The sequence below is a fragment of the Arthrobacter sp. Y3225209 genome (assembly GCF_059090685.1).
This window is the reverse complement of sequence record NZ_JBNHFW010000003.1, coordinates 86,107-105,662: the sequence shown is the minus strand read 5'-3', so window position 1 is coordinate 105,662 and position 19,556 is coordinate 86,107. Positions and strand designations below refer to the sequence as shown.

Below are 19,556 nucleotides of genomic sequence, written 5' to 3'. Positions count from 1 at the left end.
CCAGGAATCAGAACATGACACCAGCCCCACCCGCGGTGAATTACGCGTTCGAGGTCGACGCGGTCCACAAAGTCTTCTCCGGATCGCAGAACGTGTATGCCCTCGAAGATATCAACCTCAAGCTGAAGGAGGGCTCCTTCACCTGCATCGTCGGACCCTCCGGCTGCGGCAAATCCACCCTGCTGCGGATCCTGGGCGAACTCGAAACCGCCACTGCCGGCACGGTTACCCGCAACGTCACCGCAGACAAGGTGCCCGCCTCCGCTTTCGTCTTCCAGGAACACGGAGTGTTCCCCTGGTTCACCGTGCTGCAGAACGTGGCCTTCGGCGAGCACATGGCCGGTGTGGGCAAACGCGAGCGGCTCGAACACGCCCGGCACTGGATTGCCGAGGCGGGCCTGTCCGGCTTCGAGGACAGCTACCCCCACCAGCTCTCCGGCGGCATGCGGCAGCGCATTGCCATTGCCCGCGCCTTCGCCACCGGCTCCCCGGCCCTGCTGATGGACGAGCCGCTGGGCGCCCTGGACGCACAGACCCGCATGCTGATGCAGGAACAGCTGGTCCGGCTCTGGGAACTCGAACGCAAGACGGTGGTCCTGGTCACCCACTCCATTGAGGAGGCACTGCTGCTCGGGGACCAGATTGTGATGATGTCCGCCCGCCCGGGCCGCATCAAGGAAATCATCGACGTGCCCTTCGGCCGCCCCCGCAGCATGGAAATCGAAGGCACCAGCGAGTTCGGCTCCATGAAGCAGGGGATCTGGGATTCGCTCCGCGACGAGGTACAAGCATCTTTGAGGTTCTCCTAATGACTAACACGACTGCCGACCGCACCGCCGCGAAGGCCAATCAGCCCGAGCTGGACGCCGCCATCCGCCGCGAATACCGCCAGGGTGTCCGGCTGCGCTACCGCGACGTCCTGCTCTCCACGCTCACCCCGGTCCTGCTTCTGGCCCTCTGGGAAGTCGCTGCCCGGACCGGGGCCCTGGACGCCCGGCTGTTCACCCCGCCGAGCCTGATCGCCCAGCAGGCGTGGAACATGCTGCTCAGCGGGGAACTGTGGACCCACACCTCGGCCACCATTGCCCGGCTGATGGCCGGTTTCCTGCTCGGCGCCGTCGCCGGGATCCTGGCCGGGCTGCTGATGGGGGTCTGGCGGCCGCTGCGCGCAGCGCTCGGGCCCACCTTCACGGCGCTGTATGCGCTGCCGAAAATCGCCATTGTCCCGCTGCTGCTGCTGATCTTCGGGCTGACCGAAACCCCCAAGGTCCTCTCCGTGGCCATCTCCGTGTTCTTCGTAATGCAGATCAACACCCTGGCCGGCATTGTCCAGATTGACAGCCGCGTGCTGGAAGCGGCCCGCGCCTACAAGGCCAGCGGACTGAAACTCTTCCGCTACGTGCTGCTGCCCGGCGCCACACCGGCCATCATGACCGGCCTGCGCGTCGCCGCCGGTATGTCGGTGATTGTGATTACCGCCGTCGAATTCGTCGCGTCCAACAACGGCCTCGGCTACCTGATCTGGAACTCCTGGCAGTTGTTCCAGCCCAGCAAAATGTACGTCGGCCTGATTGTGGTGTCCCTGGTGGGCGCCGGCGTCACCGCACTGATCATCCTCCTCGAACGGGCGGCCCTGCCCTGGAAATACAAATCCGGATCCAAGAAGAAAGATCGAAAATGAAAAAACACCTGAAGGTCCTGGCAGCAACGGTGCTGGCCGGACTTGCCCTCTCCGCCTGCGGGGGAGACACCAGCGCCTCCTCCGAAGGTGACTCGCAGGAAAACGCGACGGTGAAGGTCGGCATTGTGCAGCTGCCCATCTTCGCGCCCATCTACGTGGCTGACGCCAAGGGCTACTTTGACGAAGCCGGCCTGGACGTACAGCTGGAAACCGTGAAGTCCGGCCAGGACGCGGTGCCGCTGGCCTCCAGCGGAAAGCTCGACGTCGTTGCCGCCGGGTTCTCCGCCGGCATGTTCAGCGCCATCGAAACCGGCCTGGACATCAAGGTGGTGGCGTCCATGGGCGTCAGCGACGGCGACACTGAGAAGAGCCCCACGGACCTGGTGGTCTCCAAGGCCAAGGTGGACTCCGGCGAGATCACTGACATTGCCGGACTGAAGGGCAAAAAGATCGGCGCTGCAGGCGGTGCCGGCGGTACCGGTGCCTTCCTGCTGAGCCTGGCGCTGGAAGAAGCCGGGCTGAGCATCAACGACGTGGAAATTGTGAACCTGGGCAACCCGGACATGCCGACGGCGCTGGCCAACGGCAGCCTGGACGCAGGCCTGATCTCCGCACCGTTCTCCACCATGGCCATCGAAGACGGCACCGGCGTGTCCATGGCCGTGCCGCCGGCCGGCACCTCGGGCACCGGCATGCTCTACGGCGGGCAGTTCGCAGACGGTGAGAACGCCCAGAAGTTCTTCGACGCCGTGGCCCGTGCCGCCAAGGACCTGCAGGGCGAGGACCGCTACTCGGATGAGAACCTGAAGATCATCGGCGAGGCCACCGGCCAGAGCGTGGAGGAACTGAAGTCGGTTCCGCTCTACACCTGGTTGCCGAATATCGAACCGCTGCCGGAGCAGCTCGAGGGCATGGAAGCGGTCTGGATGGAATCCGGTGCCATTGAGTACAAGGACGCCATTGACCAGGATTCCTACATCGACGCCTCCTTCTCGGAGAAGACGCCGTAATTTCGGTTGAGGCAGAACGGCAGCGGCACCCCGGGAAACCGGGGTGCCGCTGTTTTTGTTGCAGGGGAAATGCTCCCGGGCTACGTCCGCAGCAGGTACACCGCGAGGAGGGCGGCCGCCGTCGTCAGGGTAAGCCGGAGCAGGAAGTAGGCCTGCGGATAGCTGCGTGCCAGGCGCAGCCACACTCCCGGCTGGCCGGCCGGCCAGGACCGGGATTCACACCGGATCACGGTCAGCGTGAAAATGACGGCCCCGCCCACACCGCACAGGGTGGTCAGGGCGCCCACCAGGTCCGCGTTGGCGCTCAGCCCGCCCGCCAGCAGCACACCCACAGCCAGCCCCAGCGAGCTGCCGCGGCCCACGAAATCCAGATAGCGCGCCATGCCGGGCAGGAAGGCATCCCGGAAACGGTGTGGAACCCCGCCCCGCAGCAGCCGCAGCCCCGCGGCCCGGCGCAGCTTCTCAGTGGCGGCCAGCTCCCCGGGAGTGCGCGCGGCGGCGACGGCAACGGCCAGCCCGGTGAGCTCATCCCCGGCGGACGGCTGCAGGCCCGGGGCCAGCGAGGGCCGGTTCAGCAGCTGCAGCAGTGCTTCCTGGGAGGCTGCACGTGCGGCCGGGGAGGGGCGCGCCTGCAGTGAGCGGCGCAGGCGGCGGAGGTAGCCTGACTCCTGCCGGTTGGCGGCGTGTTCCATCTCCGGGTCCTGCAGCCGGTCTTCCACCAGTTGCAGGTAGCGGTCCTGGAACTCCGGCAGCCCGGCGTAGTCCCAGCAGGCCCGGGCCAGGATCCAGATCCCGAAACCGGCGGTCACCAGAGCTGCTGCCTGCAGCACGGTCCAAAAACCTATCCCCAGCACGTTCCCCGGCCCCCGTTTCCACCTGGCCCGCAGCGGTTGCGGCCGGAAGAAATCCTTTCACAGGGGCCGAAGTGTTACGCGGCCGGCTACCGGGTGACTGCTTCGTCCTGATCCAGCAGGGCCAGTTCATCGCGGGTGGGCAGGCCCTCCCAGTCGCCGGAGGCAAGGCAGGCAAACGCCCCGGTTTTGGCCGCCGTCGCCAGCCGTTCGGCCGGGGGCCGCCCGTTCATCAGCTCGGCCAGATACCCGGCAACAAAGGCATCCCCGGCACCCACCGTGTCCACCGGGGTAATAGGCACCGGCGGCTGCACCAGGACCTGCCCGTCGATGTACGCCACCGCGCCCTTGCTGCCGAGCTTGATCACCGCCTGCGCGGGCCCGAGCTTGGCCAGCCGGCGGGCGAGTTCGGCCGGGGCATCGTGTTCCCCCAGTGCCAGCGCCGCTTCCTCGTCACCGCCAAACACAATGTCGGTGAGCGGAATCAGTTCACGGTAGCTGTGCGAGGCCTCCTCCGCGCTCCACAGCTTGGCCCGGTAGTTCAGGTCAAAGGACACGGTGACTCCCGCGGCCCGGGCCGTGTCGATGCAGTACCGGATGGTCCGCGCCGCGGAGTCCGAGAGGGCAGGGGTGATGCCGCTGACGTGCAGCACGGCAGCGCCGGCAATCAGCGTGGCATCCACGTCTTCGGGGGAGAGCCGGGAGCCGGCGCTGCCGGCACGGTAATAGTTCACCTTCTGTGTGGAGGCCGTCCGGCGTTCCTTCAGCATCAGTCCGGTGGGCGCTTCCGGATCCTCAACACTGCAGACCGTGATCCCTTCGGCTCGGATTTCGCGCCGGACCAGCCGGCCCAGGGAATCGGCGCCGGTGCGGCCGCACCATACCGCGTGGCCGCCGAGGCGCTGCACTCCGATGGCGACGTTGGACTCGGAACCGCCGATGCCCAGGTCCATGGAGGGCACATGGGCCAGCGGTCCCGGATGTCCGGCGGTCAGCAGGGCCATGGTTTCCCCGACGGTCAGCAGGTACGGCTGCGGCAGCCCGGTCACAGTGCAGCCGCCGCTTCATCGACGACGTCCCGCAGGCGGGCGGCACGTTCGGCCAGGCGGCGCAGGTCCCCGCCGTCGAACGCGTCGCCGAGCAGCGGTCCGCCCAGGCTGACGGCCGCGGCTCCGGCCCGTATCCAGTCCGCCGCGTCCTGGATTCCGACGCCGCCGGAGGGAACCACCTGGATGTCGGGGAAGGGGCCGCGCAGCACCGAGACATAGCCGGAACCCACCACCGAGGCGGGGAAAACCTTCACCGCGGACGCCCCGGCGGACCACCCCGTGTACAGCTCGGTGGGGGTGAGGCCGCCGGGATAGACCGCGACGCCGCGCTGCACCGCAGCGTCAATCACGGCGGTGTCGGTGCAGGGGGTGACCAGGTAGGCGGCACCGGCGTCGATAGCCTGCACTGCGTCATCAACGTTCGTCACTGTGCCCACCCCGAATTCCGCACTGTCGCCGAACCGGTCCCGCAGGCGCGGCAGTTCCGCGAAGACCCCCGGGGTGCTCAGCGTCAGTTCAATGCTCAGCACCCCGCCCTTGATCAGGGCCTCGACCACCGGGGCATAGTCGGTGGCATGCGCGGCGCGCATCACGGCGATGGTCCGGGTGCGCTGCAGCAGAGGGGAAGCGGGGATGCGCCGCGTGGCGGCCGGAGCGTCTTCGGTGGAGTACACGGCAGGTCCTTCGTCTCGTGGTGCACGGTGGCGGTCACCCGCCGGTGAGGAGCGTGGTACGTCAGCGGCCAAGCCAGCCGCCGTCGACGGGCAGCCGGGATGCGCTAGAGAATACCCCGTTGACGGTCCGGATTGTCCGGGAGCGCGCGTGCGTGTTGTGGGTTGCGTGGAAGAACCCGCCACCTCGGGAATCACGCGAGCCAATAATCACGATTCGGCATAGGAATCAGCGACTCATTTCAGCTGCCAAAGAATGTCGGTGCGCCACTGTATTTTGTTGTGCACGGCCACGGGCGGATTTTTAGTATCCGAATCCCCGCACCTTTCACCATTAGAGGCCTTATCCTGCAACCCCTGGAGATTTCCTGTTATGACAGCTGCGGCCACCCCATTGGCGCCCGGTTACACCGTCTGGATCCCCGGCGCGGAGTGGCCGCGGGTGCGGGCCGGATTCGAGTCCATGAACACTGAGGATCCGGATGGTCCGGGCCTGCGGCTTCCGGCCGATCCCTGGCCTGCCGCGGTTGACGTCGCTGAGAACGGGGACGTCTCGTACTCCGGCAGCGGTACCGTGGACGCGGACGTCGTCGTTGGCGAATCCACCGGGTATGACGTGTTCGGTGAGACCGGGTGGACAGTGCAGAAGTTTGTTTTATTTGTCCTCTCCCGCGACCATCTGAATTGTGAGATCGCAGGCAGGAAATCACCCACCCTGGCTGTATTGGCGGGGTATTGGCGCACTCCCATGCTGGTGGAAAACCGGCACGGAAATATGCTCCTGGCCTCCTTTATTGCCGTGGATGGAAATGTCACGGTTGCGGAGTGCACGGGTGGCGCTGAGCCGTTGGCCACGGTGCGGAAAACCTTTTTTGCCCAGGGCTTGGACGCGGCACTGGAGTTGCCCGGCGTCGTCCTGCGCAAGGCCGGAGAGCCGGCCCTGCCAACGGTTGAAGGGGTGGCCGCCAGCCGGCAGACTCTGCTGCGGGACTGGGTTACTGCCCATGACCTCGGGCGGCTGGCCCTCCCCAAGGGCGCAGAGCTATCCCCGCGGGACCTGCAGTTCCCGTACCGGGACGACATTGATCCGGACCGCCCGGTGGTGGCCTATGCGCGCAGTTCCACGCACCGATATGAACTGCTGCATCCGGTGACGGAGGAGCTGGGGCCGCTGGAGCTGCTCTGCGCCAGGGACGGCGTGCTGCAGCACTACGCTGATCCGGATACCGGCGCTGAGCGGGGACGGGGTGCGCTCGGGCCCGACTGGGCGGAGTGGATTATGGCGGATTCGGTTCCTGAGGGACTGCGGACCGCAAGGCAGCCCTGGGAGGGCAACAGCACCGAAGCCCGGCTTTACCGGCTGGAACACAACATTGTGGACTTTGCCGAGCATGAGACGTCCACCGCCCAGTTCAGTACCGCCCTGGAACTGGAAACCTGGCTGAAGCATGCCCTGGGCAACCATGCCGCACCGCTGGCCGTCCACGTCCTGGACGACGTCGCTCTGATGCTGAAGGCGGAGATGACGCCGCTCTATCAGGAGCACACCTACGAGCGTTCCGCCGGCAAGGTGCTGAAAATCCGGACTTCCGAGAAGTTCTTTTACCCCTGGGCCGGCGCCGCGGACTGGACGAGCCCGGACCGCAGCGGCCATCCCTATCAACCGTTACTGGAGACGGTGATGGACGGCGGGGAACTGGAATCCTTCCTCGCCGTGAACTGCCTGGATTTGAACAATCTGGATCCCTATCTGCTGCCCGCCGGCACCCCGGTCCACCTGAATTCCTGGTTCCTGCTCAGCGTGGGGGAGTCCCGGACCTGCATCCTCTTCCCTGCCGCCGGCACCATGCTCAACGTCAGTACCGACCATGACGGCGCATCCGGCCGGATTGTCGCCCGGGAGTACTTCAGCCGGCGCCGGGAGCTGGATCGGGAACGGGACTTCGCCGCCCAATGGGCCGACTGGCTGGACGAGGAACACCAGCTCACCCATGAGGAGGTCCGGCGGGGACTTCAGACACTGGACCGGATGATCAAGGAGAACAGCAAATGATCGGCACCAAGGACGACACCACCTCCGGCACCGGAACCCTCGAAGACTTCGGGTCCGTGCGCTGCCTATGGGATGACTCGGTCTGCGTGGACCCGCCCACCCACTTTGTGGCACAGGAATGGGCGGACGGCACCGATGCCGAGGTGTTCTGCGTCCGGCACTACGTCCTGACCCTGGCCCGGCTCTGCCAGCTGCACCTGCCGGACTGCGAGGGTGATTTCGCCGGGCACGTGGCCAGCCACGGGGAGCTCTAAACCGGGCGGCTTCCGCCACCTAGGACGCGGGTAGGAAGCATCTTTTTCCCGGCCGCGGCGCTGCCGCTCCTCTCCGAGATCCGGTTGGCGTGGCGCTGCGCATAAACTGAGGGCTCCTAACTTTTGCCCCGAACCTGGGAGAACTCTCCGCATGATCAGCACGCCCATCACCGAATCCCTGGTCCGCGGCGCCGCGGAATACAAAACCACCGTCCGCGGACTGCGCCCGCACCGGCTGCCCGCGAAGGTGCGCACGCGCTTCCCGGACCCGCAGCTGCTCATGGTCGAGGCCCAGCCCTCCGGCGTCCGGCTGGTCTTTACGACGACGGCGCAGCAGTTGGAACTGGTCCTGCATTCCACGCGGGTGGTCTACCTCGGGGCGGACCGGCCGCGCGGCCATGTGGACCTGATGGTCGGCGGTGAGCTGCTGCACAGCGACGAACTCACCGGCGGCTCCTACACCGAGGTGAACATGTCCACCGGAGCCAGCCGGCAGGTGGACGGGGAGTCGCATGTGAGTGTGTTCCCCGGGCTGCCCGTGGGCGGCAAACGGGTGGAGATCTGGCTGCCGCACAACGAATCGGTGGAACTGGTCGAGCTGCGCTCGGATACGCCGGTGGAGCCGGTCGCCTCGGACCGGCCGGTGTGGCTGCACCACGGCAGTTCGGTGAGCCACGGCTCCAATGCGGCGACGCCGTCGGGCATCTGGCCTGCCGTGGCGGCCCGGATCGGCGGCGTGGAGCTGACGAACCTCGGCCTGGGCGGCAGTGCCCTGGTGGACCCGTTCACCGCGCAGGTCATGCGGGATACGCCTGCGGACCTGATCAGCGTGAAGCTGGGCATCAACATGGTGAACCTCGACGGGATGCGGCTGCGGACCTTCGTGCCGGCGGTGCACGGCTTCCTGGACACCATCCGGCAGGGGCATCCGGAGACCCCGCTGTTGCTGATTTCGCCGATTTTCTGCGGTATCCACGAGGACACTCCGGGTCCCGGGGCGTTCGATCCGGCGTCCTTCGGCACGGAGCAGGTGAAGTTCATTGCCACCGGTGATCCGGCCGGAGTGGCGGCCGGCCAATTGACCCTGCGGGTCATCCGCGAGGCGCTGGCATCGCTGGTGGCACGCCGCGCTGAGGATCCTAACCTGTATTACCTGGACGGACTGGATCTGTACGGGGAAGCGGACGCCCAGGAGCATCCGCTGCCCGACGCGCTGCATCCGGATACCGCCACGCACCAGATCATCGGGGAGCGGTTTGCGAAGTATGCGTTTGCGGGGGCGGGGCCCTTCGCGGGCGGCCGGCACCTCGACCAAGGGTGATCCGGCAGCCCGCGATGCCCGGCTAGTGGATGACGGCGGAGAGGAACTGTTGGGTCCGTTCCATCTGCGGTGACCCGACCACAGAGGCGGCGGGGCCTTCCTCCACGATGGTGCCGTCCGCCATAAAGATGATCCGGTCGGCCACTTCCCGGGCAAAACCAATTTCGTGGGTAACCACCATCATGGTGCGGCCGGACTTGGCAAGCTGCCTCATCACGTCCAGCACTTCGCCCACCAACTCAGGGTCCAGTGCCGAGGTGGGCTCATCGAAGAGCATCAGCTCCGGATCCATTGCCAGGGCACGGGCAATGGCCACACGTTGTTGCTGCCCACCTGAAAGCTGGACGGGGTAACGATCGCCGAAGGCTTCCATTCCCACCCGTTCCAAGAGGTCCCGTGCCGTCTGCCTGGCAGCGTCCGGTGTGATCCCCTTGACCTTTACCGGGGCCTCCATGATGTTCTCCAGCACGGTCATGTGCGGAAATAGGTTGAATTTCTGGAACACCATGCCGATCTCGCGGCGCTGCCGTGCCTTCTGCCGTTCCGTCAGGTCAAACCAGCGTCCGTTCTTCGGCCGGACACCAATGTATTCATCCTTGAAGTTGATAGATCCGGAATCGATGGTTTCCAGCTGGTTGATACAGCGCAGGACCGTGGACTTGCCGGATCCGGAGGGGCCCAGGAGGCACACCACTTCCCCGGGGTAGATCTCCAGATCGATTCCCTGCAATACCTGGTTGCTGCCGAACGCCTTCCGGACCTGATGCATCGTCAGCAGCGGCTCTCGGGCAGCAGCCTCCGTTGTCTGGGTCTGATTCATCGCCGTGCTCCTCTGGACATCCGCTTTTCAAGAAATTTCTGCGCTACTGACAGGACTGTCACGATCACCAGGTACCAGAAGGTGGCGACTGCGAGAAGCTCCAGGGTCTTGTAGCTGATGGCGCCAATATCGTTGGCCACTGTCATGAGTTCGCCACCGGCGATGACCGAGACGAGGGCGCTGGCCTTCAGCAGGGAAATCAGCTGGTTTCCGGTGGGCGGGATGATCATCCGCAAAGCCTGCGGCAGCACAATGCGCATCATGATGCGCGGTCCGGACATGCCAAGAGCCTTGGCGGCTTCCTCCTGTCCCTGGTCCACACCCTGCAGGCCGCCGCGGACCACCTCGGCCATGTAGGCGGCTTCGTGCAGTGACAACGCCAGGATGGACGCGACGAAGACGGTGATGACCGAGTTGGTGGGCACATCGAAGAACATGACGTCGGTGAACGGTATGCCCACCCCAAGGTTCGGAAAGAGCAGGGCGAAGTTGCCCCAGATGAGTATCTGCACCAGCAGGGGCACACCCCGGAAGAACCAGATGTACAGATTCGCCAGTCCGTTCATCAGCCGGTTGTTGGAGATCCGGGCACAGGCGATGATAACCCCCAGCACTGTGCCGATGAGCATGGACACAATGGTGAGCTGGAAGGTCCGCAGGAGGCCCTCGAGGATCATTTCGTTGGTGATGTTGGAAAGTACCGTGCCGAAATCCAGGTTCGGATTCACCAGGATGAGGGACACGATCCAGGCCAGGATGATGAGTCCGACGGCGGCAGCAACCCACTGCGCGGGGTTGCGGACCGGGACGTAGTCGGAGCGGGGCGGAACAGCCGTACCGGGCCGCCCGGTGATGGTTGAAGCGTTCACGGGACCCCTACTTGCCTTCACCCTGCAGCGGATTGACAACGATGTCCGCTGAATCCATGGCGTAATCCTGCGCCGAGTAGCGTTCCAGCACTTCGCCGTACTTACCCGAATCGGCCATTTCCACCAGCGTTGCCCGGACGATGTCCGCCAGCTCCGCCTCATCCTTGTGGGTGCAGATGGTCATCACGGATTCATCAATCGGCACATCGACAAAATCGAACGTGCTGCCGTTGTTCGCGGTTTCAGCGTTGTGTTTCAGCTGGATGCCGATACCAACGAAGGCTTCAATGTTGGCGGACTGGAGCTGCAGCAGGCCGTCAGTGCTTTTGTCGTAGAGTTTCACCTCCATGGGTTCCAGCCCGCCCCCTTTGCACACGGTCTCCTGGAATGTTTCCAGGGCCACGTGGCTGTTGCCGCCCCGGACAATTCCCACGGACCGGCCACAAAGATCCTCGCTCTTCTGGATGTTTGAAGGGTTGCCCTCAAGGACTATCGGCGAGCTGGTGGTCTTAAGGTACGGAACCATGTTCACGCTGGCTTCCCGCTCCGCGGTATCCGTCATGGCGCTCCAGGTCAGGTCCACTTTGTCTGACTGCAGGGCAATGATTTGCGCGGCCATGGGAGATTCAACGAATTCGACCTCCACGCCAAGGATTCCCGCCATTTCATCGGCAAGCTCGGGAATGAGCCCTTCCACCTCTTTGCCCGGCTTCTGGGTGAGCGGGGTAGTGGAGGTGACGGTACCGATACGCAGGACGCCGCGGTCCTTGATGGCGTCCGGCAACCGGTCATGGAGTTCCTGGACCTGCTGGCTCGTCTCCGGTTTATCCGCTGCCTCACTGGTGCTGCTTCCGCAACCTGCCAGGGAGAGGGTGATGAGGGCGGCGGAGGCCAGTGCTGCGGGCTTCCACGCGGATGTCCCACGAAGATTTTTAGGCGAAGAAAACACAGGGTCCTCGTATTCCGTGTGCCCAGGGGCACGCCATAATTCTGCTTGGTAAAAAAAGGTTTTGTCATGCAGAATGGTGGCACTGGCAAAGTGTGTGAGTCAAGTCACAGCAACGAGTACCCAGCGGCGCCCGCCGCCGTTCCGCTGAATGATCGAAGCGGTTCAAGGCCACGAACTACGGAAATAGAGTCCGGAGGGCCGGCTGATAAGCGCGGCCGCGCTCCGGAGGAGGACTGGGATGAGAACAAATTTGCTAGACGGTGTCAGGGTTTTGGACCTGACCAATGTGCTGTCCGGGCCGTTTGCCGGCTACCAGCTGGCGCTCATGGGCGCCGAAGTCCTCAAGGTCGAGGCAACCCGCGGGGGAGACCTTGCCCGGAAGCTGGGGGCGTCCGCAGACCTCAGTGCCCGCCATCTGGGAATCTCCTTCCTCGCGCAGAACAGCTCCAAGCAGTCGCTGACCCTGAACCTCAAATCCGAGCAGGGCCGGCAGGTCTTCCGGCAGTTGGTGGAAACCCACGACGTGGTGTTGGAAAACTTCCGTCCCGGGGTGATGGACCGCCTGGGCTTTGGCTGGGAGGCCCTGCAGGAGATCAATCCGGGCATTGTCTACTGCGCCATTTCGGGATTCGGGCAGAGCGGACCGCTGCGGGACCGGCCGGCCTATGACCAGATCATTCAGGGGATGTCCGGCCTGATGTCCGTGACCGGTGACCGGGAGACCGCGCCCCTGCGGGTGGGAGCTCCCATCGCCGACACCGTGGGCGGATTTGCCGCCGCCTTCGCCATCGCGTCGGCCCTGGTGCGTCGCGGGCGAACCGGGCAGGGCGCTTTCCTGGACGTGTCCATGCTGGAAGCAACGCTCACCGCCATGGGCTGGGTGGCCTCGGACTACCTGGTGGGCGGCAGCGAACCGGTGCCGATGGGCAACGAAAACCGGACGGCCGCGCCGTCGGGCACCTTTGCCACAGCCGACGGCGACTTCAACATCGCGGCCAACAAGCAGGAACAGTTCGAAGAACTGTGCCGGGTGATCGGCCGCCCCGAGCTCATCGGGGACCCGCGCTTCGCTGAACGGGAATCCCGCAAAACCAACCGCCTGGCACTGAAGGCGGAAATCGAGGCCGTCCTCACCACCCGCCCCAGCGCCCACTGGGACAAGGAATTCGCTGCTTCCGGTATCCCCGGTGCCCCCGTCATGGACGTGGCAACCGTCTTGGACTCCGAACAGATTGTGGAACGGAGTCTGGTCTCGACCTTGAGGATCGACGCCGCAGCCGGCATTACCGGCACCGGCGTGGGACCCGAGGGGGACATCCGGCTGCTCGGCGCCCCCACGCACGTGGACGGCTCACCGGTGGGTCCTGACGCGCCGCCGCCGCTGCTCGGTGAACACACCGAGCAGGTGCTGGCCGGCCTCGGGTACAGCCCGGACGACATAGCTGCAATGCGCAACGAGGGAGTCATCTAATGGAAAGCTCAACCTGGTGGAAGACCTCCATCTCGGACATCTCGCCCGGCGTGATCCGCTTCCACGGCTACCCGGTGGAACAGCTGATCGCCTCCGCCGACGTCGGCATGGCCACCATGGCGTGGCTGATGACCCGGGGTGAGCTGCCCGGCGTGCCGCAGGCCCGGCTGCTGGAACGTGCCCTGGTGGCCGGGGTGGACCACGGACCGCAGGCGCCCTCCATCGGCATTGCCCGCATGGCCATGACCTGCGGCGTCGGCATCAACAACGCCATGGCCTCGGCCACCAACGTGCTGGGGGACGTGCACGGCGGAGCGGGCCAGGAACTGATGGAAATCTTCGAACGGATCCGGCAGGATCCGCGTCCGGTGCCGGATGCGGTGGCCGCCGAAATTGCCCGGCTGCGGGCGGAGAACAAGTATGTTCCCGGCTTCGGGCACCGTTTCCACCCCGTGGACCCTCGCAGGGCTCCGTTGGTGGCCGCGGTGGAAGAGGCGCGGGACCAGGGCGTGGTGGAAGGCCGCGTGCTGGAAATTGCGCTGGAGATTGAACGGCAGATCAACGAGGGCCGCCAGCGTCCCATCCCCATGAACATCGACGGCGCCACGGCCATCATCTACGCGGAGCTGGGGTTTGCGCCGGTCCTGGGCCGGGGGCTGTTCATTCTCTCCCGTTCCATCGGAGCGTTGGCCCACGCCTGGGAGGAATCCAACTCCGGACAACGCAACAAGGGCCCGGAACACCGAACGATCCTTCCGGACTACGTGGGGCCCGCCCCCCGCGACGTCCCCTGATCCCGCCCTGCCGGTTACACACAAAGGATTACCCCCATGCTGACCACGTCCTCCACCGCCTCAACCGGGACCCTGGACCTCTCCACCGGCCCCGTGCGCTACGTGGATATCACTACGGTGCCGGGCGTGGAGGGCCTGCCGCTCAGCCTGAAAATCCTGCTGGAAAACGTGCTCCGGCACGGGGCCGGGCCGGAGGCGGTGGCGGCGCTTATGCACTCCCCGTCAGCGGGAGAAGGCCGGCAGGTCCCGTTCCATCCGGCCCGGGTGGTCATGCAGGACATGGCCGGCGCCCCCGTCATCCATGATCTGGTCACGCTGCGGGAGGCCGTCGCCCGGCACGGCGGGGACCCGGCAGGGGTCAAGCCGCTGATCCCCGCGGAGCTGGTGGTGGACCACTCGGTGATCGTGGACAGCTCCGGCAACCGCTCCTCGTTCCGGCGCAACGCTGAACGGGAGTTTGAGCGTAATGAGGAACGCTTCCGGTTCCTGCGCTGGGCCCAGGACGCCTTCGACGGACTCAAAGTGGTTCCGCCGGGACGCGGCATCATTCACCAGGTCAACATTGAACACCTGACCCGCGGGGTGATGACCACCGATGCGGACGGCGAACGGATCGCCTACCCGGACTCCTGCATCGGCACGGACAGCCACACCACCATGGTCAACGGCCTCGGCGTCCTGGGCTGGGGCGTGGGCGGCATCGAAGCCGTCTCCGCACTGTTGGGCCACCCGCTGTCCATGCTGGTTCCCCCGGTGGTGGGAGTGGAATTCACCGGCAGCCTCCGGCCGGGAACCACCGCAACGGATCTGGTCCTGCGCATCACCGAACTGCTGCGCGGACACGGGGTGGTGGGCAAGATCGTGGAGTTCCACGGCGCCGGCCTGGCCGACATCCCGGTGGCGGACCGGGCCACCATCGCCAACATGTCGCCCGAGTTCGGCTCCACCGCAGCAATGTTCCCCGTGGACGCCAAGACCGTGGAGTACTACACGCTCACCGGCCGCCCCCGGGAACAGGTGGAACTGATCGAGGCCTACGCCCGGGCACAGGGAATGTGGAGCGACGGCGGGAGCTCACCGGCGCACTACAGCGAGTCACTGCGGCTGGACCTGTCCGAAGTGGTTCCCTCGATAGCCGGCCCCTACCGGCCGCAGGACCGGATATCCCTGGACGCGGCCCATGACCGCTTCCGGGGAGACCTGGTTGCGCTGCTCGACCGGGACAGCGAGGGGGACAGCGACGGCAGCACGGGCAGCCGCGGCAGCACCGCCGACGGCGTGGACGTGACAGTCAACGGGGCCAATGTCCGCCTGCGGCACGGGGCGCTGGCCATTGCCGCCATCACCAGCTGCACCAACACCTCCAATCCGCACGTGATGATGACGGCGGCGCTGCTGGCCCGCAACGCCGTCCGGCACGGATTGCGCGTCCCGCCCTGGGTTAAGACGTCGCTGGCACCGGGCTCGCAGGTGGTGACCCGCTACCTGGAGCAGGCTGGACTGATGCCGGACCTGGAAACGCTGGGCTTCCATGTGGTGGGCTACGGCTGCACCACCTGCATGGGAAATTCCGGCCCCCTGGCGGATCCGGTCTCCGACGCCGCGCAGGACGTGGTCCTCACCTCGGTGCTGTCCGGAAACCGGAACTTCGAGGGCCGCATCAGTCCCGATGTCCGCATGAACTACCTTGCCTCCCCGCCCCTGGTCATCAGCTACGCCCTGGCCGGAACCATGGACATTGACCTGCACCGGGACCCGCTGGGACAGGACAGGGACGGCAGGGCAATCCATCTCGCCGACCTCTGGCCAAGCCCGCAGGAAGTGGAGGAGGAACTCGCCCGGGCGGTCACCGGCGCCCTGTACCGCGACACCTACGCTGAGGCCTTCGCCGGCACTGCACAGTGGGAGGGCATGGCTATCCCTGCCGGCCCATCCTATGAATTCGGCGAGTCCACCTACATGCGCCCCTCCCCGTTCCTGGACGGTGCCGGCCTGCAGCCGGAGCCGGTGGCTGATTTGGCCGGAGCCCGGGTGCTGCTGAAACTGGGCGACTCCGTGACCACGGACCACATCAGCCCGGTAGGGCACATCCGGGCCGACAGCCCGGCGGGGCAGTACCTGCTCGCGCAGGGCGTGCCGCGCCGGGACTTCAACACCTATGGTTCCCGCCGCGGCAACCACGACGTCATGGTGCGCGGTACCTTCGCCAATGTGCGCCTGCGAAACGAGCTGGCCAACGGGCGGAGCGGGGGATTCACGCAGTTCCTGCCCTCGGGGGAGGAAATGACGGTCTTCGACGCCGCAGAAGGCTACCGCCGCCAGGGCGTCCCGCTGCTGGTGCTGGGCGGCAGGGAATACGGCAGCGGTTCAGCCCGCGACTACGCCGCCAAAGGTACCTATCTGCTGGGCGTCCGGGCCGTGCTCGCCGAGTCCTTTGAGCGCATCCACCGCTCCAACCTCGTAGGCATGGGGGTCATCCCCCTACAGTTCCGCTCTGGCGACAGTGCCGAGGTCCGTGGACTGGACGGGACCGAGGAGTACAGCGTGTCCGGTCTGTCCGGGTTTAGCGACGGCGGATGGCCGCGCACCGCAGGTGTGGAAGCCCGGCGCCGGGACGGCACCCGCGTGATGTTCGACGTCGATATCCGCGTGGACACGGCCACTGAAGCGGGCTACATCCGCCACGGCGGGATCCTGCCGTTCGCCTTCCGTGCAGGATTGGCCGCATGAGCGGGATTCACCCCGCCAGTAACCAGGAGTTCTCCGCGCATACTGCCGGGAAACTGCCGGCCCCTGAAGAGGTGGCCGACGGCGTCTGGACCCTTCCGCAGCCCAACAAACCCGGGCACATGCCGTTCACCCTGTCCTACCTGATCCAGGATTCGGCCGGGGACATCCACGTGCTGGACCCGGGGTGGGACCTGCCACCGAACACAGGGATCCTGGCCGCGGCCCTGGACCGGATCCGTCCAGGGCTGAGGGCACCGGCTTCCGCCATCCTCACCCACCTGCACCCGGACCACACCGGCCTGGCCGGGAGCCTGCGGGAGCAGCACGGAACCCGGACCGTGATGCACCGCCGGGAGCAGGAGGCGCAGCAGGACTATGCCCGCTGGACGGCCGATGACTCCCGCATCCGCGCCGATCTGGACGCCTGGGCCGTACCGCACGGCCGCTACACGGAGGTTTTGGGTTATGCGAAGGGCAGCCCGCGCGTGGTGGTTCCCGCGGACCGGCTGGTGGCGGACGGGGACCTGCTGCCGGTGCCTGGACGCCCGCTGCGGGTGCTGCACAGCCCCGGCCATACCCCCGGGCATATGTGCCTGGTGGAGGAGGACCAGCGGCTGCTGTTCTCCGGGGACCACCTCCTGCCGCGCGTCACGCCGGGCATCGGCGCGTCCGGCGGTTTCCCGGAGAATCCCCTGGAGCTGTATCTGCAGAGCCTGCACCGGCTGCGTGCCTATGACGACTGCCAGAACCTGCCCGGCCACGAGTACCGGTACCGGGGTATCGCGGACCGGGCGCACGCCATCGCCACACGCCATCTGACGCGCACGGCGGAGGTGGAGCAGGTGCTGGCCGCGGATCCGGATGCCACGGTGTGGCAGACCGCTGAACGGCTGAGCTGGGGGAGGGGCTGGGACGCACTGACCCGGCATTACCTTGTCTCTGCCCTGCGCCAGACCGCCATGCACATGGACCTGGTGGCGTCCGGCGGGCATAAAAAAGCGTTCGGGTCCTGGCAGCCACTGGCTGCCAGGACCCGAACGGCCTGAGGGTTACGCGCGGGCAACCACCGGCATGGTCAGCACCCCGACCTCCGGGATGGTCAGCACCACGGTTTCACCGGGCAGGATCTGGCCCACGCCCTCGGGCGTGCCCGTGGCAATGATGTCGCCGGGCTGGAGCGTCATCACCTCGGAGTACACCTCGATCAGCTTGGCGATCCCGTAGATGAGGTAGGAGGTGTTGGAGCGCTGGCGTTCCTCGCCGTCCACCGTCAGCCAGAAATCCAGGTTCTCGGGGTCCGGCACCTCGTCTGCGGTGACGATGTAGGGGCCGATCGGCGTGAACGTGTCAAAGGATTTCCGGAAGGAACGGTCCTCTTCCCCGCGCAGGGTGATATCCAGCAGCGGGGTGTAGCCGAACACGTAGTCCAGCGCGTCCTCGGCGGACACCCGGCTGGCGGTCTTGCCGATGATCACGCCGATCTCCGCTTCATGATCGAACCGCCGGTCCTCCCACGGCAGCTCGATGGCGCCGTCGGGCCCGACCACGGAGGTCACGGCCTTGAGGAATCCCTTCCGCACCTCGGCGGTGAGGATCTTGCGGTCGGCGTAGACACCGTTCTCGCCGCCCATTTCCTGCTGGTGCTTGTGGTAGTTCACGGGAGCGGCAAACAGGTTGCGCGGGCGCGGCTGCGGCGCACGGAGCGTCACCTCGGCCTCCGGGATGCCGCCGCCGGCCGCGGCGCGCTCGGCCGCGGCGGCCTGCAGTGAATCCCACCCCGAAATCAGGGCGTTCATCCGGTCCTCAGCGTGCGTGTGCTCCGGCACCAGATCCGTCAGGTCCACCACCGTGCCGTCGTCGGCCAGACCGCCGAGACGCTGGTCGTTGAAAACACAAAGCCGCATTACTTGCCCACCTGCTCGCGCCACAGGCCCAGTGCCGTAATGGCCGGGCGGTCGGTGTAGGAGAACAGCACCGCGTCTTCGGACGTGGAGTTGTGGTGGGAGTGCTCGTACCAGAGCGGAACGGCCAGGGTATCGCCCTTGGTCCATTCGATCTTCTGCCCGTCCACAATGGAGTAGCCGCTGCCGCTGACCACGTGGTAGACCGTGCTGTGCGTGTGCCGGTGCGAACGGGTGTCCACACCCGGGCGGATCAGCTGCAGGTAGGCGGAAATGGTGGTCATGACCGGACCGCCGGTGACCGGGTTCTTGTACTCCACGATGATGTCGTCATAGGGGTCGCCTTCGCCGTCGCGCAGGTATTCCAGTGCCGCCAGGGCATCCGCCAGCTTGTAGACCAGCGGCTGCTGCAGCTGGTGCGGCTCGCCGTAGGTCTTCGCCAGCATGCCCTCCACATAGGCGGCCGGCATGGCCTTCTCCACCGGCTGCTCATCCGAAGACTCGTCGATGATGTACTGGTTCAGCCGGCTGATCAGCGGGGAATCCAGGCCGTCCAGCCAGATCATGGGACCGTCGCCCTCGTGGCCGTGTTCGTGCCAGTGCAGGGACGGGGTCAGCAGGAAATCTCCCACCTCCATGGGGACGCGCTGCCCGTTCACCACGGTGTAGGCGCCCTCGCCCTCAACGATGAACCGCAGGGCGGAGGGGGTGTGGCGGTGAGGGGGTGCCACCTCGCCGGGCATGACCAGCTGCAGGGCGGCCCAGAGGGAGTCGGTGGCACCGGTGCGCTGATCCGGGCGTGACCCCGGGTTGCGGAAGCCCAGGACGCGGCGGAGTGCATCCTCGAGGGGAACCACCTGGCCGGCCTTCACCATGAGTTCGCGGGCCTGCTCATAGCGCCAGATGTGCGGCACCAGGTTGGTTTTGGCCTCGGGTCCAATGCCGCCCATGAGCTTCCACAGCGGGGAGTAGTGGTTCTCGGCCAGCTCGGCGTAGAAGGCCTGGTCAGCGGTGACTGTCTCGGTTGTCATCATGGCTCCATTCTGCATGACAGATTCATATTCCGCTTACAAGAATGTGTCACCGGTCACGCCGCGTCAAGACCCCTCTCGCTGGGTGAGAGTACGGAGCT

18 protein-coding genes are annotated in these 19,556 nt (G+C 66.1%); 10 read left to right on the top strand and 8 right to left on the bottom strand.

The annotated features are described in order from the left end of the window. The first annotated feature begins 14 nt into the window (after positions 1-14). From AC5RVB_RS03305 to AC5RVB_RS03295, 3 genes are read left to right on the top strand one after another with little or no spacing between them, the layout of a single operon-like run. Positions 15-809, top strand: a complete 795-nt coding sequence (locus AC5RVB_RS03305; RefSeq protein WP_227905488.1) for an ABC transporter ATP-binding protein — start codon at positions 15-17, stop codon at positions 807-809. Then, entirely contained in the window at positions 809-1,681 is an 873-nt protein-coding gene (locus AC5RVB_RS03300) for an ABC transporter permease (protein WP_227929148.1), read from the top strand. The genes AC5RVB_RS03305 and AC5RVB_RS03300 overlap by 1 nt, the downstream gene beginning before the upstream one ends. Continuing rightward, positions 1,678-2,691, top strand: coding sequence for an ABC transporter substrate-binding protein (locus AC5RVB_RS03295; protein WP_227929147.1), 1,014 nt, complete (start codon positions 1,678-1,680; stop codon positions 2,689-2,691). Before AC5RVB_RS03300 ends, AC5RVB_RS03295 begins: the two co-directional genes overlap by 4 nt. Positions 2,692-2,771: 80 nt before the next feature. On the opposite strand, the gene AC5RVB_RS03290 is transcribed toward AC5RVB_RS03295, so the two are convergent. The 3 genes from AC5RVB_RS03290 to AC5RVB_RS03280 form a co-directional block, all read right to left on the bottom strand. After that, positions 2,772-3,521 carry a hypothetical protein gene (locus AC5RVB_RS03290; protein ID WP_494141956.1) on the bottom strand — a complete coding sequence of 250 codons (750 nt, stop codon included), beginning with the start codon at positions 3,519-3,521 and terminating at the stop codon, positions 2,772-2,774. A gap of 110 nt (positions 3,522-3,631) precedes the next feature. Next, complete coding sequence (locus AC5RVB_RS03285) at positions 3,632-4,591, bottom strand: sugar kinase (RefSeq protein ID WP_494141955.1); 960 nt, start codon at positions 4,589-4,591, stop codon at positions 3,632-3,634. Next, positions 4,588-5,265, bottom strand: a complete 678-nt coding sequence (locus AC5RVB_RS03280; RefSeq protein WP_494141954.1) for a bifunctional 4-hydroxy-2-oxoglutarate aldolase/2-dehydro-3-deoxy-phosphogluconate aldolase — start codon at positions 5,263-5,265, stop codon at positions 4,588-4,590. Before AC5RVB_RS03280 ends, AC5RVB_RS03285 begins: the two co-directional genes overlap by 4 nt. A gap of 370 nt (positions 5,266-5,635) precedes the next feature. On the opposite strand from AC5RVB_RS03280, the gene AC5RVB_RS03275 reads away from it, so the two are divergent. The 3 genes from AC5RVB_RS03275 to AC5RVB_RS03265 all read left to right on the top strand — a co-directional run bounded on the left by AC5RVB_RS03275 (position 5,636) and on the right by AC5RVB_RS03265 (position 8,890). After that, the gene (locus AC5RVB_RS03275; RefSeq protein WP_494141953.1) at positions 5,636-7,315 is read left to right on the top strand and encodes a hypothetical protein; all 1,680 of its coding nucleotides are present in this window, start codon (positions 5,636-5,638) and stop codon (positions 7,313-7,315) included. Further along, positions 7,312-7,569 (top strand): hypothetical protein, encoded by a 258-nt coding sequence (locus AC5RVB_RS03270; RefSeq protein WP_227905479.1) that lies wholly within the window; start codon positions 7,312-7,314, stop codon positions 7,567-7,569. Before AC5RVB_RS03275 ends, AC5RVB_RS03270 begins: the two co-directional genes overlap by 4 nt. A 151-nt stretch (positions 7,570-7,720) precedes the next feature. Then, the gene (locus tag AC5RVB_RS03265; RefSeq protein ID WP_494141952.1) at positions 7,721-8,890 is read left to right on the top strand and encodes a GDSL-type esterase/lipase family protein; all 1,170 of its coding nucleotides are present in this window, start codon (positions 7,721-7,723) and stop codon (positions 8,888-8,890) included. Positions 8,891-8,912: 22 nt separating this feature from the next. Here the strand turns inward: AC5RVB_RS03265 and AC5RVB_RS03260 are convergent, their stop codons facing one another. The 3 genes from AC5RVB_RS03260 to AC5RVB_RS03250 are packed head-to-tail and all read right to left on the bottom strand — an operon-like array spanning position 8,913 to position 11,528. Then, entirely contained in the window at positions 8,913-9,710 is a 798-nt protein-coding gene (locus AC5RVB_RS03260; RefSeq protein WP_494141951.1) for an amino acid ABC transporter ATP-binding protein, read from the bottom strand. Continuing rightward, complete coding sequence (locus AC5RVB_RS03255) at positions 9,707-10,579, bottom strand: amino acid ABC transporter permease (protein ID WP_290245614.1); 873 nt, start codon at positions 10,577-10,579, stop codon at positions 9,707-9,709. Before AC5RVB_RS03255 ends, AC5RVB_RS03260 begins: the two co-directional genes overlap by 4 nt. A 7-nt stretch (positions 10,580-10,586) precedes the next feature. Next, positions 10,587-11,528, bottom strand: a complete 942-nt coding sequence (locus AC5RVB_RS03250) for a transporter substrate-binding domain-containing protein (protein ID WP_494141950.1) — start codon at positions 11,526-11,528, stop codon at positions 10,587-10,589. A gap of 238 nt (positions 11,529-11,766) precedes the next feature. On the opposite strand from AC5RVB_RS03250, the gene AC5RVB_RS03245 reads away from it, so the two are divergent. From AC5RVB_RS03245 to AC5RVB_RS03230, 4 genes are read left to right on the top strand one after another with little or no spacing between them, the layout of a single operon-like run. Further along, complete coding sequence (locus AC5RVB_RS03245) at positions 11,767-12,999, top strand: CaiB/BaiF CoA transferase family protein (protein ID WP_290245612.1); 1,233 nt, start codon at positions 11,767-11,769, stop codon at positions 12,997-12,999. Continuing rightward, positions 12,999-13,793, top strand: a complete 795-nt coding sequence (locus tag AC5RVB_RS03240; protein WP_494141949.1) for a citryl-CoA lyase — start codon at positions 12,999-13,001, stop codon at positions 13,791-13,793. The genes AC5RVB_RS03245 and AC5RVB_RS03240 overlap by 1 nt, the downstream gene beginning before the upstream one ends. Before the next feature lie 36 nt (positions 13,794-13,829). After that, entirely contained in the window at positions 13,830-16,523 is a 2,694-nt protein-coding gene (gene acnA, locus AC5RVB_RS03235) for an aconitate hydratase AcnA (RefSeq protein ID WP_494141948.1), read from the top strand. Then, positions 16,520-17,569 carry an MBL fold metallo-hydrolase gene (locus tag AC5RVB_RS03230; RefSeq protein WP_494141947.1) on the top strand — a complete coding sequence of 350 codons (1,050 nt, stop codon included), beginning with the start codon at positions 16,520-16,522 and terminating at the stop codon, positions 17,567-17,569. Before acnA ends, AC5RVB_RS03230 begins: the two co-directional genes overlap by 4 nt. A gap of 3 nt (positions 17,570-17,572) precedes the next feature. Here AC5RVB_RS03230 and AC5RVB_RS03225 read toward each other — a convergent pair whose 3' ends face one another. Both AC5RVB_RS03225 and AC5RVB_RS03220 read right to left on the bottom strand, forming a co-directional pair. Continuing rightward, positions 17,573-18,427, bottom strand: a complete 855-nt coding sequence (locus AC5RVB_RS03225; protein ID WP_494141946.1) for a fumarylacetoacetate hydrolase family protein — start codon at positions 18,425-18,427, stop codon at positions 17,573-17,575. Next, positions 18,427-19,458: a cupin domain-containing protein gene (locus AC5RVB_RS03220; protein ID WP_290245607.1), complete on the bottom strand. Its 1,032-nt coding sequence runs from the start codon at positions 19,456-19,458 to the stop codon at positions 18,427-18,429. Before AC5RVB_RS03220 ends, AC5RVB_RS03225 begins: the two co-directional genes overlap by 1 nt. Positions 19,459-19,556 lie beyond the last annotated feature (98 nt).

Coding starts and splice junctions, on each gene's coding strand:
- AC5RVB_RS03305 (WP_227905488.1), top strand. CDS start 15: ATGACACCAGCCCCACCCGCGGTGAATTACGCGTTCGAGGTCGACGCG.
- AC5RVB_RS03300 (WP_227929148.1), top strand. CDS start 809: ATGACTAACACGACTGCCGACCGCACCGCCGCGAAGGCCAATCAGCCC.
- AC5RVB_RS03295 (WP_227929147.1), top strand. CDS start 1,678: ATGAAAAAACACCTGAAGGTCCTGGCAGCAACGGTGCTGGCCGGACTT.
- AC5RVB_RS03275 (WP_494141953.1), top strand. CDS start 5,636: ATGACAGCTGCGGCCACCCCATTGGCGCCCGGTTACACCGTCTGGATC.
- AC5RVB_RS03270 (WP_227905479.1), top strand. CDS start 7,312: ATGATCGGCACCAAGGACGACACCACCTCCGGCACCGGAACCCTCGAA.
- AC5RVB_RS03265 (WP_494141952.1), top strand. CDS start 7,721: ATGATCAGCACGCCCATCACCGAATCCCTGGTCCGCGGCGCCGCGGAA.
- AC5RVB_RS03260 (WP_494141951.1), bottom strand. CDS start 9,710: ATGAATCAGACCCAGACAACGGAGGCTGCTGCCCGAGAGCCGCTGCTG.
- AC5RVB_RS03245 (WP_290245612.1), top strand. CDS start 11,767: ATGAGAACAAATTTGCTAGACGGTGTCAGGGTTTTGGACCTGACCAAT.
- AC5RVB_RS03240 (WP_494141949.1), top strand. CDS start 12,999: ATGGAAAGCTCAACCTGGTGGAAGACCTCCATCTCGGACATCTCGCCC.
- acnA (WP_494141948.1), top strand. CDS start 13,830: ATGCTGACCACGTCCTCCACCGCCTCAACCGGGACCCTGGACCTCTCC.
- AC5RVB_RS03230 (WP_494141947.1), top strand. CDS start 16,520: ATGAGCGGGATTCACCCCGCCAGTAACCAGGAGTTCTCCGCGCATACT.
- AC5RVB_RS03225 (WP_494141946.1), bottom strand. CDS start 18,427: ATGCGGCTTTGTGTTTTCAACGACCAGCGTCTCGGCGGTCTGGCCGAC.
- AC5RVB_RS03220 (WP_290245607.1), bottom strand. CDS start 19,458: ATGATGACAACCGAGACAGTCACCGCTGACCAGGCCTTCTACGCCGAG.